Origin of the sequence: Paracoccus chinensis (genome assembly GCF_900102885.1) — a bacterium.
Classification (GTDB): domain Bacteria; phylum Pseudomonadota; class Alphaproteobacteria; order Rhodobacterales; family Rhodobacteraceae; genus Paracoccus; species Paracoccus chinensis.
The window spans coordinates 1-17568 of sequence record NZ_FNGE01000025.1; the positions used below are offsets into that span (position 1 = coordinate 1).

The following is a 17568-nucleotide window of genomic DNA, read 5'->3' on the forward strand; positions in this document are numbered from 1 at the left end:
TTCTTCATGAGCGCAGGCCAGGTCAGCGACTACACTGGCGCCGCCGCCCTGCTGGAAGGTTTGCCCTCAGCGGAATGGTTGCTGGCAGACCGGGGCTACGATGCCAACTGGTTCAGAAATGCCCTGAAAGACAAAGGGATCACTCCCTGCATTCCGGGGCGAAAGTCCCGTGGACGGTCCGTAAAATATGACAAGCGCCGCTACAAACGCCGCAACAGGATCGAGATCATGTTTGGCCGCCTGAAAGACTGGCGGCGCATCGCCACGCGTTACGACAGATGCCCGAAGGTGTTCCTGTCCGCTATCGCACTCGCCGCAACCATCATCTTCTGGCTATGAAACTTAACGAGTCCTGACCCTAGGAGCTCGCGCGTAACGTCTAACGGGGCTCGGCAATGAGGATTATGGTCCCGCCGCCCCCGCCGCCGCCCCCGCCCCCGGCACGGCCCCTAGCAGGCTCTGGGCTGCCCGCTGGGGCGGATACTCGCCCTGCCCTGCCCCCTAGCCCCCCAGCGCCCCCGCTGGCCCCCAGCGCGGCGGCCATAGCCTTTCTCCAGACGCTGAAGATTCCCGAGGGGCCGAAGGCGGGCGAGCAGCTTCGCCTCGCACCGTTTCAGGAACAATTCGTGAACGGAGCGTTGGACCCGGCGAACAACGTTGCCGTTTTGAGCATCGGTCGAGGCAACGCCAAGACTGCCCTCTCCGCTGGCCTTGCGCTGGGCGCGCTGCTCGGCGTTTGGGACAGTCAACCGAAACGCGATATTATCCTTGCCGCCAGAACGCGCGATCAAGCACAAATTGCTTGGAACTTCTGCGTTGGCTATTTGCAGTCGCTTCCCGAAACGACTCAATCGCAGATCATTATTCGTCGTTCGCCCCGGCTTGAGTTGGAAATTCGGGACTCGACCGGGCCGCATCTGCTTCGCGCTATCTCCGCAGATGGTAAGACCGCCCTTGGTTCCGCCCCGACGCTGGTTCTAATGGACGAGCGCGGGCATTGGCCGGAGGGACGCGGCGACGATCTGGAACACGCGCTGCTGTCGGGCCTCGGTAAACGGGGCGGCAAGGCGCTTATTATCAGTACCTCCGCCAGCACCGATACCCACGCATTCAGCCAGTGGCTCGATAACCCGCAGCCCGGCGTTTACATTCAGGAGCATCGGCCGCCGCCCAACCTCCCCGTGGACGATCTGGAAAGCCTGCGGATCGCCAACCCCGGCGCGGAATGCGGCATCGGCTCCAGCCTTGAATGGTTGCAGGCGCAGGCCAAGCGCGCGGCGGCGCGCGGTGGCTCCACGCTGACGAGCTTCCGGCTTTACAACCGCAACGAGCGGGTGTCCGGCGAAGCCCGCGACGTGCTGCTGACCGTTGACGAATGGATGAACTGCGAGACGGCGGACCTGCCGCCGCGCGAGGGCGATTGCATCATTGGCATCGACCTTGGCGGCAGCGCGTCCATGTCGGCGGTGGCCTACTATTGGCCGTCCACAGGACGGCTTGAGGCGCTGGGCACCTTCCCCTGCAATCCGGGCCTTGGCGACCGCGGCGCATCGGACGGCGTATCCGGGCGCTACCTTGAAATGGAAAGCCGGGGCGAACTGAACACCCTGGGCGACAAGACCGTACCTGTGGCGCTCTGGCTCAATCAGGTCATGGCGCAGATCGAGGGCGAGAACGTCAGCGCGCTTGTGGCTGACCGCTACAAGCAAAGCGAACTGGCGGAAGCGATGGACCGGGCGGGCGTCCGGGTTCCCGTTGTCTGGCGCGGGCAAGGCTTCCGCGATGGCGGCGAGGACTGCGAACGCTTCCGGCGCGCGGCCTATGACGGCAAGGTGCGCTCGCGCCCGTCGCTGCTCCTGCGCTCCGCCTTCGCTGATGCCGTGGTGCTGCGCGACCCTGCCAACAACCTCAAGCTGGCGAAAGCCCGATCCACGGGCCGGATCGACGCGGCCTCCGCTTCGGTGCTGGCGGTGGCCGAGGGCGCGCGGCGCGTGGGGCGGCCCGCCCGCAATGCGAGGGCCGCGACATGGCTATGAGGTTCGATCGTTATTCCCGCGCTGTCACGCGCACCCAACGCTGGAAGGCGGTGCGGCTGCAAGCCAAGCGCCGCGACGGCTGGAAATGCGTCCAGTGCGGGGCTGTCGGGCGGCTTGAGGTCGATCACATCAAGCCGGTCAGGACGCATCCTGAGCTCTCCTACACCCTGACCAATCTCCAAACGCTCTGCCCGCCCTGTCACTCGCGCAAGACGCGGGTGGAGGTCGGCATGGGCGAAATGAACCCCGCCCGCGAGGCGTGGAAAGAGGCCGTCGCTGATCTGGCGGCAAAACCATCGAGCAAACGAGGTTATCATGCTTGATTCTGTGAAGATCGCACGGCGGCAAAGCGAAATCCGCCAGCAGCTTGCCGGGCTGGTTGGCAAGGACAATCCGACCGACGAGGAAACCCGGTCGATGGAGGCGCTGGACGCCGAATATCGGTCGAACGAAACTCGCTATCGGGCCGCGCTGATCGCCGAGGACAGCGAGCGCCGGGAGGCTGGCGAGGAGCTGGAAACCCGGTCGGGCCGCGAATGGGCCGAGCTGGTCGCCAACTTCGAGATGCGGCAGGTCGTGGCCGCGCTGGAGGAGGGCCGCAGCCTTTCCGGGCAGACGGCGGAGATCGTGCAGGAGATGCGCTCGCAGGGGGGCTATCGCGGTATCCCTGTGCCGCTCGCTGCGCTGGAACAGCGGGAACTGGTCGCGGGCACGACCACCAGCGCGGACTCGCCCAAGCCCGTCACCGTTCGCCCCATGATCGACCGCATCTTCCCGGCCTCCGTGGCTTCGCGGCTGGGCGGCGAGGTCATCAACATTACGCAGGGCGCTATCGCCATCCCGGTCGCCACCGCCGGGGCCGTGGCGGGCTGGGCACCCACGGAGGGCGCGAACGTGCCGGGGCCGCAGAAGTTCGGCTTCACCGAGCGGATGCTGGAACCTGACCATACCCTTGGCGTCCATATGCGGATCACCCGCAAGGCGCTGAAGCAGGCAGGCGACGGGCTGGAGCAGGCTATCCGGCGCGACATGAATGCGGCCGTACAGACCGAACTGGACCGGGCGATCCTGATGGGCAGCGGCGCAAACGGCGAGCCGCTGGGCATCATCACCGGCGCGGACGACTACGGCATCGCCGTCTCCCCCGTGGACGCGGCGGCAAGCTGGGCGGCCTTCCGCGCGGCAGCGGTGGCCTTCATGGACGGCAACCTGGTCAAGTCGCCGGGCGATATTCGGATGGGCTTCAACCCGGAGATCTGGGCCGATCTGGATGACGCGCTGATCGCGGGTACCGCCGTCAGCCAATGGGACCGGCTGGTGAAGCATATCCCTGCCGGGCAGATCGCGCTCGCGCCCACGCTGCCCGAGGGCACGGCGGTGCTGACCACCAACACCGGCGGCATTGCCCCGTTCTATGTCGGCATTTGGGGCGGGCTGGACCTGATCCGCGACCCCTACAGCGACGCTCAGAACGGCACCCTGCGGCTGACGGCGCTGATGACGGCGGACGTGACTGTGGCGCGCGGCAGCCAACTGGCGATCCTCACCGGACTGGCGGGTGTGTGATGCTTTGGGGCGGTCACGACGCTGGAGGGCTTGAACTCCGCAAGCGGGCATCCGGCGCGTTGGCGCTGCGTGGCCGCTTCCCCTACAACAAGGCCGCCGTCCTCACGGACGGCGGCCGCACCGGACGCCCCCGCAAGGAGGTCATCGCCTCGCGGGCTTTCGACTACCGCATCAGCAAGCCCGACGAGGATATTCACCTGTTGGTCGGCCACGACTACGGCCAGCCCCTTGCCTCGCGCGGGGCCGGGACGCTGGACATCAAGGACAGCGACGAAGCGGTGACGCTGGAAGCGACCATCACCGAGGAAATGCAGCAAGTCTCGTGGGTGAAGGACCTGCTCGCCGCCATGACGGCCGGGCTGATTGCCGGGCTGTCGCCGGGCTTCCGCATCCCGCCCGAGCGCGCGGTGCCGAATGCCGAGAAGGTCGAGGAAGAAGACCCTGCGCTGGGCACGGCGATCATCCGCACGATCTATGCCGCCCTGCTCTATGAGGTCAGCCTCGTCACCCGGCCCGCTTACCCCGACACGCAGGTGGAGGCCCGGAACTGGAAGCCGACAGAGGGCGGCGTCCTGATGCCGGAGCATCCGCGAGCCGGGCTGAATAGAACCCTGAACAGATGGAGGGCGTGATGGCCGAGACTATCCGCACGATAGAGGCTGTGCCCGAGGCGTGGCCGGAACTCCCTGCCAACGAGTTGATCCTAGCCAATGCCGCAGACACGGCGGCATGGGCATGGCAGCGCATCGAGGCTTACTGCGCCCACCGCTGGACGCCCCGCGAGGTGATGTGGCTGGTGCAGGGGGATGGCGAGTGGTTCCCGCCGATTGCGCCCGCAGTCATCACCAAGGTGGAAAGCTGGGAGGGCGGCGACTGGCGGCCAACGGTCCCCGAGGCTTCGCCCTTCGGACGGCTCTGCCTGTGGGGCGATGCCCACCGCATCACGGCCACCGTGGGGGCAGATAATCCGCCGCCGCCGCTCGTCCTGAAAGCGGCGACGCGGCTCATCAACTACCTGTGCCAGCAGATCGACCGCAACGACCCCGACCTATGGGCAACGTCGATGCGCTGGATCACCAGCCCGCCCGACGAGCAGATCACCGTCCGGGATGGCACGGCCACGATCACGCGAGGTGATAAGACGCAGGAAAGCTATACGCGCCCGGCGGACTATATCGCCAAGGCGCTGCAATACTCCGGCGCGGCTGACCTGCTGCGCCCTTATCGGAGGGCATATTGATGGGCCTCTTGGACCTATTCCGGCGCAGGCAGCCGGAGGTTGAAACCCGCGCGGTGGCGATGGGCTACACCGCCGACCTGCTCGCGGCGCGGGCTGAATGGCTGGCGGGGGCCTCGGGCGTCGGCGAGCTGACCAGCACCGTGCAAAGCTGCGTCTCCCTGTGGGAGGGCGCTTTCGCCTTGGCGGACGTTGACGGCACCAGCCTCCTGACCCGGCGCAACCTCGCCATGTTCGCCCGCTCCATTGCCCTTCGCGGCGAGGCAGTCTTCCTGATTCGGGACGACGGCCTTCTGCCCGTCACCGACTGGGACCTGTCCACCCGCGACGGCAAGCCCCGCGCCTATCGCGTCAGCATCAGCGAGGTCGGGGGCGGGCGCTCAGAGACGGTCCTTGCCGCCGAGGTGCTGCACGTTGCGGTGGGATCGTCCCCCGCTGCGCCTTGGGCGGGCACCTCGCCCCTGCATCGCGCCAGCCTGTCGGCGGGGCTGTTGCAGGCGGTCGAGATCGCGCTGTCGGAGGTTTACCGGGATGCGCCGCTTGGCAGCCAGATCGTGCCATTCCCTGAAAGCGGGGATGACGACATGGCCGCCCTGTCGCGCTCCTTCCGGGGCCGCCGGGGGCGGGTGCTTCTGCGCGAATCGGTCAACGTCACAGCGGCGGGTGGTCCCGGCCCGGCGCAGGACTGGAAGCCCGCGAGCATGACGCCCGACATTCAGGGCGTGCTGCCAGTCGAATCGCTGCAAGCGGCGCGGGCGGGGGTGCTGACGGCCTACGGCGTCCTGCCTGCCCTGTTTGTGGACGCGGCACAGGGGCCGCTTGTGCGCGAGGCCCAGCGCCATCTGTGCCAGTGGACGTTGCAGCCGCTCGCCATGCTGCTCGCCGAGGAAGCGACCGAGAAGCTGGGGACGCCGGTGTTGATCGACACGCTGCGGCCTGTACAAGCCTATGACGTGGGCGGCAGGGCGCGGGCGCTTAGCACCATCGTCGAGGCGCTGGCGCGCGGCAAGGAAGCGGGCCTGTCGCCGCAGGAGCTGGCGCAAGCGCTGACGCAAGTGAATTGGGGGCCAAATGATGGCGCTGCCTAAGCGGCTCTGGCGGGCGGTTTTTAGGGCCGCTGCCGCGCTGGGCTATATGGCCCCCAGCCGGGGCAAGTATCCGCCCCAGCGGCCCGCCCAGAGCCCCGGCGGCCCCCGCCCCGCTGCGCTGCTGCTGGCGCGCTTAGCGCGGGACATAGGTTAGGGCAGGACGCGCCCGAGGGCTGGCTTACCCCTCGAAGCGTCCCCGTTAGTCGGCGAGTGGGCAAACCCCGACGAGGCGCGGTCCCCTGCCTCCTTCTGCTGGGGACGCGGCGCAGCGGCGGCACGGGTGATACCGGGGCCGCCGCACCCATTTTGGGCATCATGGGTAAATCTATGGGTGGGGCAAATGGCCCGCCATTTTCTCCAGCAAAATCAATGCTTTAAGGGAGAAAATGGTGGGCGACCCTGGAATCGAACCAGGCATGGGTCTCCCCGGCGGAGTTACAGTCCGCTGCCGCACCTTGCAGCACGTCGCCCGACGCCGGGGGTGATTAGCCGCCGCTTCGGCGCTGGTCAAGCGGTTCCGAACGCGCTTTGCTTGCATCCTGTCCCTTGCCGTCGCATCTGCCTGCGGGACAGGAGTTTCCATGACCAATCCCCCCCGCCCCGCCCGGACAAAGAAACCCACCTGGGTCATCGACAAGGAACGCGCCCGCCGCGCCGCCGCTGCCGAGACCGTCTGGCTGTTCGGCCTGCATGCCGTGCGCGACGCGCTGATGAACCCCGCGCGCACGCGGCTGCGGCTGGTGCTGACGCGCAACGCCGCCGACCGGCTGGCGGATGCCGTTGCGGCCTCGGGCATGACCCCCGAGATCGTCGATGCCCGCGTCTTCGACCGCGAGGTGCCGCTGGGTCCCGACAGCGTCCACCAGGGCGCGGCGGTCGAGGTCAAGCCGCTGGCCTGGGGCAAGCTGGGCGACATCGCCGCAAGCGGCGCCGAAGGCACGCGCCCCTTGGTGGTCGCGCTGGACCGCGTGACCGACCCGCATAACGTGGGCGCGATCCTGCGCTCGGCCGAGGTTTTCGGGGCTCGCGCTGTTGTCGCCACCGCCCGCCATGCCGCGCCGGAAACCGGGGCGCTGGCCAAGACGGCCTCGGGCGCGCTGGAACGCCAGCCCTATCTGCGGGTCACGAACCTCGCCGAGGCGCTGATCGAGCTGAAGGCGATGGGCTACATCGTCCTTGGCCTGGACGGCACCGGCAAGGCCACGCTGCCCGAGGCACTGGAGGCGCTGAAGGGCCGCGCCCTCTGCCTCGTGCTGGGTGCCGAGGGGCCGGGCCTGCGCGAGAAGACGCTGGAAACCTGCGACCAGGTGGTGCGGATTCCCTTTGCCGCAGACTTCGGGTCGCTCAACGTCTCGAACGCGGCGGCGGTCGCACTTTACGCTGCAATCACAGGTTGATCGCGTCCCGGTGAGTGTTGCGGCGGTGCCGCACGAGGGGTCACGTTGCGGCGATGCAGCGTTGCGCGGGGCCTTGGGGGGTGCGACATCGGCCTCATGTCATCGATCGTTCATCTTTCCCGGTTCCCGCGCATGGCCGGGGATCGCGCCGCTTTCGGGCGGATCTGCTCGGCGCTTCTCGGGCTCTGGCTGCTGGCAGCGGCACTCGCCACCCTGCCGCTGAGCCCCGCGCAGGCGCAATCGACCGCGCTGGGGGGAATGGACGCCGTCAGCCTGCGCGATATGGGGCGCCCTGTCGGTGGTGACCCGGACATCTCGACCCACTGGAAGGGGCAGGAGTGGCGCTTCGCCAACGAGGCGAATCGCGCCACCTTCGAGGCCAATCCCCGCGCCTATGCCCCTGCCTTCGGCGGCCATTGCCCGGTTGCCCTGTCCGACGGCGAACGGCGACCCGGCCATCCCGAGCTGTTCGTGATCATCGAGCACACGATCTACCTGGCCGGTTCCCCGGCTGCACGGCAGCTTTTGCACGAGAATCCAACCCAGGTGCTCAAGCAGGCCGCCCGGCACTGGAAGCGCCTGCGGCGCTAATATCTTCACGTTTTCGCGAGGAGGTTGGAACTTTCGTGGATTGGTGCACATTTACATCATGAACCTGACCACGGAACGGTCACGTTCAGATCACTGTCCCTCGTTCCGCGACTTGCGCCCGGTCCCTGACCGGGCGCTTTTTCTTTGCAGGCATAGTTGCCGAAGCGCAAGCACGGTTTGCAGGAGGACAGAATGAGCCAACCCGACATCGCGCGGATTGCCGCCGAAACACGCACGATTGCCGTAGTGGGGCTTTCGCCCAAGGCAGATCGCCCCAGCCATGGGGTTGCCCGTTTCCTGCAGGGCATGGGCTATCGCGTCATCCCCGTGAACCCGGGTCATGCCGGCGAAACGATCCTGGGAGAGACGACCTACGCCACCCTGTCCGACATTCCGAAGGGCGAGTCGGTGGACATGGTGGACATCTTCCGCCGATCCGAGTCCGTCCCCGCCGTGGTGGACGAGGCACTGAAGGCCCTGCCGGGGCTGAAGACGGTCTGGATGCAGATCGGCGTCATGCACGAGGGCGCGGCGGACAAGGCGCGCGCCGCCGGGCTGACGGTGGTGCAGAACCGCTGCCCCAAGATCGACTTCCCCCGGGTCGGCGCCCGCGGCCCCGCGCGGGGCTGAGACGAAAAGCCGCGCTTGCCTCTTTTCAAGCGCGGCGTGGCGCGTATAGTCGCCCGCATGACGCGGACCCTGCCCTTGGCCACGACGCATGACACCGGCGCACAGCCCGGTGCCCGCTTCGTCGTGAACCTCCGCGGTCTGCTGCTTCTTACGCTGCGCTGAGCGGGTCCGCCGGGCCGCCGCTCAGGATAGCGCAGCGCCCGGCTCTCCCCTCTCACCGACAGCCGAAAGAGAAGCCCATGAGCACCGACACCCGTGACCCGAACCGCGTCCTGATCTTCGACACCACCCTGCGCGACGGCGAGCAGTCGCCCGGCGCCACCATGTCCCATGCCGAAAAGCTGGAAATCGCCGGGATGCTGGACGAGATGGGCGTGGACATTATCGAGGCGGGCTTTCCCATCGCCTCGGAAGGCGACTTCGCCGCCGTCAGCGACATCGCCAAGGCCTCGCAGAACGCCGTGATCTGCGGCCTTGCCCGCGCCCAGATCCCCGACATCGACCGCGCGTGGGAGGCCGTGCGCCATGCCCGCCGCCCGCGCATCCACACCTTCATCGGCACCTCGCCGCTGCACCGCGCGATCCCGAACCTGACCATGGACGAGATGGCGGACCGCATCCACCAGACGGTGACCCACGCCCGCAACCTGTGCGAGGATGTGCAGTGGTCGCCCATGGACGCCACGCGGACCGAACACGACTACCTGTGCCGTGTGGTCGAGATCGCCATCAAGGCCGGCGCCACGACGATCAACATCCCTGACACCGTGGGCTACACCGCGCCGCGCGAATCGGCCGCGCTGATCCGGATGCTGCTGGAACGCGTACCTGGCGCCGACGGGATCATCTTCGCTACCCATTGCCACAACGACCTTGGCATGGCGACGGCGAACAGCTTGGCCGCCGTCGAGGCGGGCGCGCGCCAGATCGAATGCACCATCAACGGCCTGGGCGAGCGCGCGGGCAACACCGCGCTGGAGGAGGTCGTGATGGCGCTGAAGGTGCGCCACGACATCATGCCTTTCACCACCCGCGTCGAGTCCCGCAAGATCATGGGCATTTCGCGCCGCGTGGCGCAGGTCTCGGGCTTCCCGGTCCAGTTCAACAAGGCCATCGTCGGCAAGAACGCCTTTGCCCATGAATCCGGCATCCACCAGGACGGGATGCTGAAGAACGCCGAAACCTTCGAGATCATGCGCCCCGAGGATGTGGGCCTGTCCGAAACCTCGCTGGTCATGGGCAAGCACTCGGGCCGCGCGGCCCTGCGCGCCAAGCTGGCCGACTTGGGCTATGAGGTGGGGGACAACCAACTCAAGGACGTCTTCGTACGGTTCAAGGCGCTCGCCGATCGCAAGAAGGAGGTCTATGACGACGACCTGATCGCGCTGATGCAGGACAGCGCCGCCAATACGGAAAACGACTACCTGCAGGTGAAGAAGCTGCGCGTCGTCTGCGGCGGGGGCGAGCCCGCCATGGCAACCCTGACCATGTCCGTGGGCGGACAGGAGCGCACCGAGACGCGCCAGGGCGACGGCCCCGTGGACGCCGCCTTCAACGCGGTCGACGCGATGTTCGACCACCATGGCACGCTGCAGCTTTACCAGGTCCATGCCGTGACCGAGGGCACCGACGCCCAGGCCACCGTCAGCGTGCGGATGGAGGAGGACGGCCGCATCGCCACCGGTCAGGCGGCAGACACCGACACGATCCTTGCCTCGGTCAAGGCCTATGTGGGTGCGTTGAACCGGTTGAAGGTGCGGCGCGAGAAGACCGCGCCTGACAGCGATACCAAGGCCGTCAGCATGTATTCGCACTGAGGCAAGGGGCGGCATTGCCGCCCCTTCTTCGTCACGTCCCTTCGGTTTCCATTCCTGCGTCGGCAGCCGGCTGGAAGCCGCCAAGGTTGTAGACCTTCGGGAAACCCATTTCAGACAGCGTCTGCCCCGCCAGCGCCGCCCTTCCGCCCGAGGCGCAGTAGACGACCACCGGGCGCGAGGGATCAAAGGCGGGATCGTGATACTTGCTCTCGCGGTCGGCGCGGAACTCGAGCATTCCGCGCGACACCGTGGCCGCGCCCTTCAGCTTGCCCGTCTTCTCGATCTCGGCCGAGTCGCGCAGGTCGACCAGCAGGGCGTTCTCCTCCTCGACCAGCCGCCGCGCCTCGGCCGCGTCCACCTTGGGCACGGCGGCATTCGCCGCCTCCAGCATCTGTTGCACCGTCTTGGCCATCACCCTTCTCCATCGAACGGGAAACCCACGCGGCAAAGATAGCACATTCCTGCCCATGTGGGTTGCGCCGACAGTTTCGCCTTCTGCGTGATTCCGCTTCCCCGGCCGGGCGGGCTTGCCTATATGGGGCCGCAGCCGCGTCCGGCCTCAAGGCCGGCAGAACCAAAAGCGGCGCCGGGCAGGCACGGAAGGGACTTCACCATGGCATTCTTCGGTCTGTTCTCGACCGATATCGCGATCGATCTGGGGACCGCGAACACGCTGATCTACGTCAAGAACAAGGGCGTGATCCTGAACGAGCCCTCGGTCGTGGCCTACCACGTCAAGGACGGCAAGAAGCAGGTCCTGGCGGTGGGCGAGGATGCCAAGCTGATGCTGGGTCGCACGCCGGGCAGCATCGAGGCCATCCGCCCGATGCGCGAAGGCGTCATCGCCGATTTCGACAGCGCCGAGGAAATGATCAAGCACTTCATGAAGAAGGCGTTCCGGCGCAGCTCGATCACCAAGCCCAAGGTCATCGTCTGCGTGCCCCATGGCGCGACGCCGGTGGAAAAGCGGGCGATCCGCCAGTCGGTGCTGTCGGCCGGCGCCCGCAAGTGCGGCCTCATCGCCGAGCCCATCGCGGCGGCCATCGGCGCGGGGATGCCCATCACCGAGCCCACCGGCAGCATGGTCGTGGACATCGGCGGCGGCACCACCGAGGTCGCGGTCCTGTCCTTGGGCGACATCGTCTATGCCCGCAGCGTCCGCGTGGGCGGCGACCGCATGGACGACGCGATCATCAACTACCTGCGGCGCCACCATAACCTGCTGATCGGCGAAAGCACCGCCGAGAAGGTCAAGACCACCATCGGCACCGCCCGGATGCCCGACGACGGGCGCGGCGCCACCATGATGGTACGCGGCCGCGACCTGCTGAACGGCGTTCCGAAGGAGGTCGAGCTGACCCAGGCCATGGTCGCCGAGGCGCTGGCCGAGCCGATCCAGCAGATCTGCGAGGCGGTGATGATCGCGCTCGAGGCGACTCCGCCGGACCTCGCCGCCGACATCGTGGACCGGGGCGTCATGCTCTCGGGCGGCGGCGCGATGCTGGGCGAGATGGATCTGGCGCTGCGCGAGCAGACCGGCCTGATGGTCAGCTTGGCCGACCAGCCGATGAACTGCGTGGCGATGGGAACCGGCCGGGCGCTGGAATACGAAAAGCAACTGCGCCACGTCGTCGATTTCGAGAGCTGAGGCGGCCTGAATGGCCCGCCGCGGCTACGACTACGCACGGCCGGTGCGCCGCATCCTCGTGGCGCTGCTGGTCCTTGTGCTGCTGGCGGTCTTCGTCTTTTGGCGCATCGACAGCCCGCGCGCGGAACGGATGCGCGCGGCCTTCGTGGATCGCTTCGTCCCCTCGATGGACTGGGCCATGGCGCCGGTGACGGCCGTCAGCCGCATGGTCGCGGGCTTCCAGTCCTACCAGCGGCTTTACGAGCAGAACCAGGAACTGCGGCGCGAGCTGCAGCGGATGAGCGCCTGGAAAGAGGCCGCCGTCCAGCTTGAACAGGAAAACGCCAAGCTGCTGGCGCAGAACAACGTCCGGCTGGACCCGGCGCTGACGGGTGTCTCGGGCGTGGTGCTGACGGACAGCGGCACGGCCTTCCGCCAGTCGGTGCTGCTGAACCGCGGCGCCCGCGACGGCATCCTGGACGGCTGGGCCACCATGGACGGGCTCGGCCTCGTGGGCCGCATCTCGGGCGTGGGGCAGACGACCAGCCGGGTGATGCTGCTGACCGATCCGTCGTCCCGCGTGCCGGTGACGATCCAGCCTTCGGGGCAGCGGGCGCTGCTGACGGGGGACAACAGCGCCCTGCCCTATCTCGACTTCATGGAAAGCCCCGAGGACGTGCGGCCGGGCGACCGGGTCGTGACCTCGGGCGACGGCGGGCTGTTTCCGCCGGGGCTGCTGGTGGGCCAGGCGGTGCAGGCGTCCGACCGCCGGATGCGGGTGCGGCTGGCCGCCGACTACGGCCGGCTCGAGTTCCTGCGCGTCCTGCGCAGCCATCCGGCCGAGCAGCTGGTGGACAGCGGCACCCTGATCCTGCCGCCCTCGGGCGACTTCATCGGCCCGCAGATGCCCAGCCCCGCCGACCAGGCGGCCGCCGCCGCGACCGCCCCCGCGCCCGTCGTCTCGCCCGCGCCCGAAGCCGAGCGCGAAGCCCAGGCGAGCGACTGAGCGATGGCCATGTCCCGCCAGCGCCAGCTGCTTGGCCAGACCTCCTATCTGCTTGCCGCGCTGGCGCTGATCCTGGCCGCGCTGCTGCCGCAGTCGCCCGGCCGGATCGCCTGGCCGGGCCCGGACCTGCTGATGGCGGTGACGCTGGCCTGGGTGCTGCGCCGTCCCGAGCAGGTGCCGGTCCTAGCCGTGGCCCTTGTCATGCTGGCGGCCGACATCCTGCTGTTCCGCCCGCTGGGCTTGGGGGCCGCGCTTGCCGTGGTGGCGACCGAGGTCGCGCGGCGCCAACAGCAGCGTTGGCGCGCGCAGGGCTTTCTGGTTGAATGGCTGCGCGTGGCGATCCTGATGGGGCTGATGGTGCTGGCCGAGCGGGTGATCCGGACCCTTTTCCTTGTTCCTGCAACCCTGGCCCCCCTGCCGCCGCTGGGGCCCGAGGCGCTGCGCCTGATCGCCAGCATCGCCGCCTATCCCCTTGTCGTGGCCCTGCTGGCCGCCCTTGGCCTGCGCCACGCCGCGCCCGGCGCGCTGGACCCCTGAGCCATGAAGAAATCCTCCCGAGACATCCACGACAGCACCCGCAGCATCCATCGCCGCGCGCTTATGCTTGGCGCGATCCAGGCTGCCGTGGTGGCGACGCTCGGCTGGCGGCTCAAGACCATGCAGCTTGACCGTGCGGACGAGTTCCGGCTGCTTTCCGACGGCAACTCGATCAAGATGCGGCTGCTGCCGCCTGCGCGGGGGCTGATCCACGACCGCAGCGGCCTGGTGATCGCCGGAAACGAGGCCAACTATCGCGCCACCATCACCCGCGAGGAAGCGGGCGACCCCGCAGTGGTGATCGAGCGGCTGCGCCGCTTGGTCCCCATGACCGACACCGCCGTCGCGGCCCTGCTGGCCGAGATCGACAAGCGCAGCGCCATCACCCCCGTCATCGTGGCCGACCGGCTGACCTGGGACCAGTTCGCCTCGATCGCCGTCAACGCGCCCGCGCTGCCGGGCATCACCCCGGAATCGGGCCTGTCGCGCAGCTATCCGCGGGCGGGCGACTTCGCCCATGTACTGGGCTACGTGGGCCCGGTCAGCGATTACGACCTGTCCAAGATCGAGAACCCCGACCCCGTCCTGATGCTGCCCGAGTTCCAGCTGGGCAAGCTGGGCGTCGAGGCCAAGCTGGAGGAAGTCTTGCGCGGCAAGGCCGGCCGCCGCCGGGTCGAGGTCAACAGCGCCGGGCGCGAGATGCGCGAACTGGAGCGGATCGAGGGCCAGCAGGGCGCGACCGTCCAGATGACGCTGGATGCGGGCCTGCAGAACTTCGCCATCCAGCGGCTGGGCGAGGAAAGCGCCGCGGCCGTGGTCATGGACGTGCAGACCGGCGACATCCTCGCCAGCGCCTCGGCCCCCACCTTCGACCCGAACCTCTTCGTGCGGGGGATCTCCAGCGCCGACTACAAGGCGCTGATGGAACATGACCACCGCCCCCTGGCCGACAAGACCGTGCAGGGGGTCTATCCGCCGGGCTCGACCTTCAAGATGGTGACGCTGCTGGCGGGGCTGGAATCGGGGCTGATCGACAGCCGCTCGCATTTCTACTGCCCCGGCCACACCACCGTCGCCGGCCGCCGCTTCCATTGCTGGAGCCGCAGCGGCCACGGCTCGGTAGGGCCGGTGGACAGTCTGGAACGGTCCTGCGACGTCTTCTACTACGAGCTTGCGCAGAAGATCGGGATCGACCGGATGTCCGAGATGGCACGGCGGATGGGGATCGGCGTCCGCCCCGACCTGCCCATGTCCGCGATCGCCGAAGGGATCGCCCCCGACCGCAACTGGAAGCGCGCCCGGCACGGGCAGGAATGGCAGATCGGGGACAGCATCAACGCCTCGATCGGGCAGGGCTATGTGCTGGCCTCTCCGCTGCAACTGGCGGTGATGACGGCACGGGTTGCAACGGGGCTCGAGGTCGCGCCGCGGCTGATCCGGGCCATCGACGGCACGGCCGTGCCCGATCCCGTCTTCCCGCCCCTCGGGCTGGAGGAGGGAAACCTGAAGGTCGCCCGTGCCGGCATGGACGCGGTGATGAACGGCGGCAGCGGAACGGCGGCCAAGGCGCGCATCGTGCGGCCCGAATGGCGCATGGCGGGCAAGACCGGCACCAGCCAGGTCCGCAACATCACCGCCGCCGAACGGGCGCGCGGCGTGATCCGCAACGACCAGCTGCCCTGGAACCGTCGCGACCACGCGCTGTTCGTCTGCTATGCGCCCTACGAGGCGCCGCGCTACGCGGTCTCGGTCGTGGTGGAACACGGCGGCGGCGGATCGGCAGTCGCGGCGCCCATCGCCCGCGACATCCTGCTTTACGCGCTGGCGGGCGGCCTGCCGCCGCTGGACGCCTATCCGCCCGGCCAGCGCGACGAGATCCGCGAGATGCTGGCCCGGATGCGCCTTGCGCCCTCGCCGGTCGCGCAGGCCAGCGGGGGACGGGCGCGGGCATGAGGAAGGCGCCATGAGCAGCTATCTCGACTACAAACCCGACCAGGCACCGGCCGGCTGGCGCAAGATCCTTTACCTGAACTGGCCCTTGGCCTTCCTGCTGGCGGCGGTGGCCTCGGCGGGGTTCCTGATGCTGTATTCCGTCGCGGGCGGCCGGCTGGAAACCTGGGCCGAGCCACAGATGGAGCGTTTTGCGGTCGGCTTCGTCGCCATGATCGCGCTGGCCTTCACACCGATCTGGTTCTGGCGCTCGATCTCGGTCGCGGCCTACGTGATCTGCCTGGGGCTGCTGCTGGCCGTGGACATCATCGGCCACAACGCGATGGGGGCGCAGCGCTGGCTGGACCTCGGCCCCATCAAGCTGCAGCCCTCCGAGGTGACCAAGATCGCGCTCGTGCTGGTGCTGGCGGCCTATTACGACTGGCTGGACATGAGCAAGGTGTCGCGTCCCCTGTGGGTGCTGGTCCCCCTGGCGCTGATCCTGATGCCCACGGCGCTGGTGGTGGTGCAGCCGGACCTCGGCACCTCGCTCATGCTGGTGGCGGGCGGGGGCATCATGATGTTCGCGGCAGGTGTCAGCCTGTGGTATTTCGCGGCCGTGATCGGGATCGTGGGCGGGCTGGTCTTCGCCGTCCTCGAAAGCCGAGGCACCGCGTGGCAGCTGCTGCACGACTATCAATATCGCCGCATCGACACCTTCCTGGACCCGACCTCGGACCCTCTGGGGGCGGGCTACAACATCACCCAGGCGCAGATCGCGCTGGGCTCGGGCGGCTGGCACGGGCGCGGCTTCATGCAGGGCACGCAAAGCCGGCTGAACTTCCTGCCCGAGAAGCACACCGACTTCATCTTCACGACCTTGGCCGAGGAATTCGGCTTTGTCGGCTCGATCACGCTGCTGGGGCTTTACGCGCTGGTCATCGCCTTCTGCATCTATTCGGCCATGACCAACCGCGACCGCTTCGCCAGCCTGCTGACGCTGGGGATCGGCGGCACGTTCTTCCTGTATTTCGCGGTCAACATGGGGATGGTCATGGGCCTGATGCCGGTCGTGGGGGTGCCGCTGCCGATGGTCAGCTATGGCGGCACGCAGCTGATGATCCTGCTGATGGCCTTCGGCCTCGTGCAGTCCGCCCATGTGAACAGGCCCCGCTGATGCGCGTCTTCTTCGCCGCCCCAGCCCGCCTCTGGGAGGAATGGTCCCCTGCCCTGCGCGCCGCCTGCCCCGAGATGGAGCTGTGCCGCGAGGGCGACCCGGCCTCATTCGACGCGCTGATCTATGCACCGGGCTATCCCGAGACGGGCGAGCCGATGGACTTCCGCCCCTTCGCCCGCGCGCGGCTGGTGCAGAGCCTCTGGGCCGGGGTCGAACGGATCGTGGTCAACGAGACGCTGACCCAGCCCTTGTGCCGGATGGTCGATCCGGGGCTGGCGCAGGGCATGGCGGAATGGTGCCTCGGCTGGGCCATGCGGCTGCACTTGGGAATGGACCGCTACCTGCAGGACGGCCAGTGGCGGAACGGGCTGGTCCCGCCACTGGCCTCGGAACGCCCCGTCACGATCCTGGGGATGGGAGAGCTTGGGCGCGCCGTCGCCGCGAAGTTGCAGGGCATGGGCTTCCCGGTCACGGGCTGGTCCGCCTCGGGCCGTCCCGTCGAGGACGTGCGGGTTTTGGGCGCGGAGGCCCTGCCGCGGGCGCTGGAAGGAGCCGAGATCCTGATCTCGCTCTTGCCCGACACGCCCGAGACTCGGAACCTGCTGGATGCCCGGCGGCTCGCGATGCTGCCGCGCGGGGCGTTCCTGCTGAACCCAGGGCGGGGAACGGTGCTGGACGACGAGGCGCTGCTGGCGGCGCTGGACGAGGGGCGGCTGGGCCATGCCGTGCTGGACGTCTTCCGCACCGAGCCCCTGCCGCCCGGTCATCCCTTCTGGTCACATCCGGACGTGACGGTGACGCCGCATATCGCTGCCGACACCCGTCCGGCGACGGCCGCACCCGTCGCCGCAGAGAACCTGCGCCGCGCGATGGCGGGGCAGCCGCTGCTGCATCTGGTGGATCGGGCGCGGGGCTACTGAAACCCTGCCC

General features: G+C 68.3%; 18 protein-coding genes and 1 tRNA gene. 17 read left to right on the forward strand and 2 right to left on the reverse strand.

The features are described from left to right. The 7 genes from BLQ03_RS15825 to BLQ03_RS15855 form a co-directional block, all read left to right on the forward strand. Nucleotides 1–339 (forward strand): IS5 family transposase (locus BLQ03_RS15825; protein ID WP_139166778.1); only part of this gene is annotated, 339 nt, incomplete at its 5' end. A 287-nt stretch (nt 340–626) separates the two neighbouring features. Beyond that, entirely contained in the window at nt 627–2036 is a 1410-nt protein-coding gene (locus BLQ03_RS15830; RefSeq protein ID WP_245688968.1) for a terminase large subunit domain-containing protein, read from the forward strand. Then, nucleotides 2027–2359: an HNH endonuclease gene (locus BLQ03_RS15835; RefSeq protein WP_090757295.1), complete on the forward strand. Its 333-nt coding sequence runs from the start codon at nt 2027–2029 to the stop codon at nt 2357–2359. Before BLQ03_RS15830 ends, BLQ03_RS15835 begins: the two co-directional genes overlap by 10 nt. Further along, nucleotides 2352–3602, forward strand: a complete 1251-nt coding sequence (locus tag BLQ03_RS15840) for a phage major capsid protein (RefSeq protein WP_090757296.1) — start codon at nt 2352–2354, stop codon at nt 3600–3602. The genes BLQ03_RS15835 and BLQ03_RS15840 overlap by 8 nt, the downstream gene beginning before the upstream one ends. Nucleotides 3603–3661: 59 nt before the next feature. Then, on the forward strand, nt 3662–4234 hold the full coding sequence (locus BLQ03_RS15845; protein WP_245688970.1) for an HK97 family phage prohead protease: 573 nt from the start codon (nt 3662–3664) through the stop codon (nt 4232–4234). Next, on the forward strand, nt 4234–4842 hold the full coding sequence (locus BLQ03_RS15850) for a hypothetical protein (RefSeq protein WP_139166779.1): 609 nt from the start codon (nt 4234–4236) through the stop codon (nt 4840–4842). The genes BLQ03_RS15845 and BLQ03_RS15850 overlap by 1 nt, the downstream gene beginning before the upstream one ends. Next, entirely contained in the window at nt 4842–5927 is a 1086-nt protein-coding gene (locus BLQ03_RS15855) for a phage portal protein (RefSeq protein ID WP_090757299.1), read from the forward strand. Before BLQ03_RS15850 ends, BLQ03_RS15855 begins: the two co-directional genes overlap by 1 nt. Before the next feature lie 387 nt (nt 5928–6314). Here BLQ03_RS15855 and BLQ03_RS15860 read toward each other — a convergent pair. Next, nucleotides 6315–6398: transfer RNA gene (locus tag BLQ03_RS15860), tRNA-Tyr, on the reverse strand. A 110-nt stretch (nt 6399–6508) separates the two neighbouring features. Between BLQ03_RS15860 and rlmB the strand changes: the two genes are divergently transcribed. The 4 genes from rlmB (at nt 6509) to BLQ03_RS15880 (ending at nt 10362) form a co-directional block, all read left to right on the forward strand. Then, nucleotides 6509–7324 (forward strand): 23S rRNA (guanosine(2251)-2'-O)-methyltransferase RlmB, encoded by an 816-nt coding sequence (gene rlmB, locus BLQ03_RS15865; protein ID WP_090757300.1) that lies wholly within the window; start codon nt 6509–6511, stop codon nt 7322–7324. A gap of 132 nt (nt 7325–7456) precedes the next feature. Continuing rightward, nucleotides 7457–7915, forward strand: coding sequence for a YHS domain-containing (seleno)protein (locus BLQ03_RS15870; protein ID WP_090757301.1), 459 nt, complete (start codon nt 7457–7459; stop codon nt 7913–7915). 192 nt (nt 7916–8107) lie between these two features. After that, nucleotides 8108–8545 (forward strand): CoA-binding protein, encoded by a 438-nt coding sequence (locus BLQ03_RS15875; protein WP_090757302.1) that lies wholly within the window; start codon nt 8108–8110, stop codon nt 8543–8545. Nucleotides 8546–8784: 239 nt separating this feature from the next. Next, a complete protein-coding gene (locus BLQ03_RS15880) occupies nt 8785–10362 on the forward strand; it encodes a 2-isopropylmalate synthase (protein ID WP_090757303.1) in 1578 nt (525 codons plus the stop codon). Between the two features lie 31 nt (nt 10363–10393). On the opposite strand, the gene BLQ03_RS15885 is transcribed toward BLQ03_RS15880, so the two are convergent. Continuing rightward, nucleotides 10394–10774 (reverse strand): rhodanese-like domain-containing protein, encoded by a 381-nt coding sequence (locus BLQ03_RS15885; protein WP_090757304.1) that lies wholly within the window; start codon nt 10772–10774, stop codon nt 10394–10396. A 201-nt stretch (nt 10775–10975) separates the two neighbouring features. Here BLQ03_RS15885 and BLQ03_RS15890 point away from each other — a divergent pair, with 201 nt between their 5' ends. The 6 genes from BLQ03_RS15890 to BLQ03_RS15915 are packed head-to-tail and all read left to right on the forward strand — an operon-like array spanning nt 10976 to nt 17558. Further along, nucleotides 10976–12010 carry a rod shape-determining protein gene (locus tag BLQ03_RS15890; protein ID WP_090757305.1) on the forward strand — a complete coding sequence of 345 codons (1035 nt, stop codon included), beginning with the start codon at nt 10976–10978 and terminating at the stop codon, nt 12008–12010. A gap of 10 nt (nt 12011–12020) precedes the next feature. Next, nucleotides 12021–12995, forward strand: a complete 975-nt coding sequence (mreC, locus tag BLQ03_RS15895; RefSeq protein ID WP_090757306.1) for a rod shape-determining protein MreC — start codon at nt 12021–12023, stop codon at nt 12993–12995. Nucleotides 12996–12998: 3 nt separating this feature from the next. Continuing rightward, nucleotides 12999–13532 carry a rod shape-determining protein MreD gene (locus BLQ03_RS18435; RefSeq protein WP_090757307.1) on the forward strand — a complete coding sequence of 178 codons (534 nt, stop codon included), beginning with the start codon at nt 12999–13001 and terminating at the stop codon, nt 13530–13532. Nucleotides 13533–13535: 3 nt separating this feature from the next. Then, nucleotides 13536–15485: a penicillin-binding protein 2 gene (mrdA, locus tag BLQ03_RS15905; RefSeq protein WP_090757308.1), complete on the forward strand. Its 1950-nt coding sequence runs from the start codon at nt 13536–13538 to the stop codon at nt 15483–15485. A 10-nt stretch (nt 15486–15495) separates the two neighbouring features. Continuing rightward, nucleotides 15496–16638, forward strand: a complete 1143-nt coding sequence (gene rodA / locus BLQ03_RS15910) for a rod shape-determining protein RodA (protein ID WP_090757309.1) — start codon at nt 15496–15498, stop codon at nt 16636–16638. Next, nucleotides 16638–17558 carry a 2-hydroxyacid dehydrogenase gene (locus BLQ03_RS15915; RefSeq protein ID WP_090757310.1) on the forward strand — a complete coding sequence of 307 codons (921 nt, stop codon included), beginning with the start codon at nt 16638–16640 and terminating at the stop codon, nt 17556–17558. Before rodA ends, BLQ03_RS15915 begins: the two co-directional genes overlap by 1 nt. Nucleotides 17559–17568 lie beyond the last annotated feature (10 nt).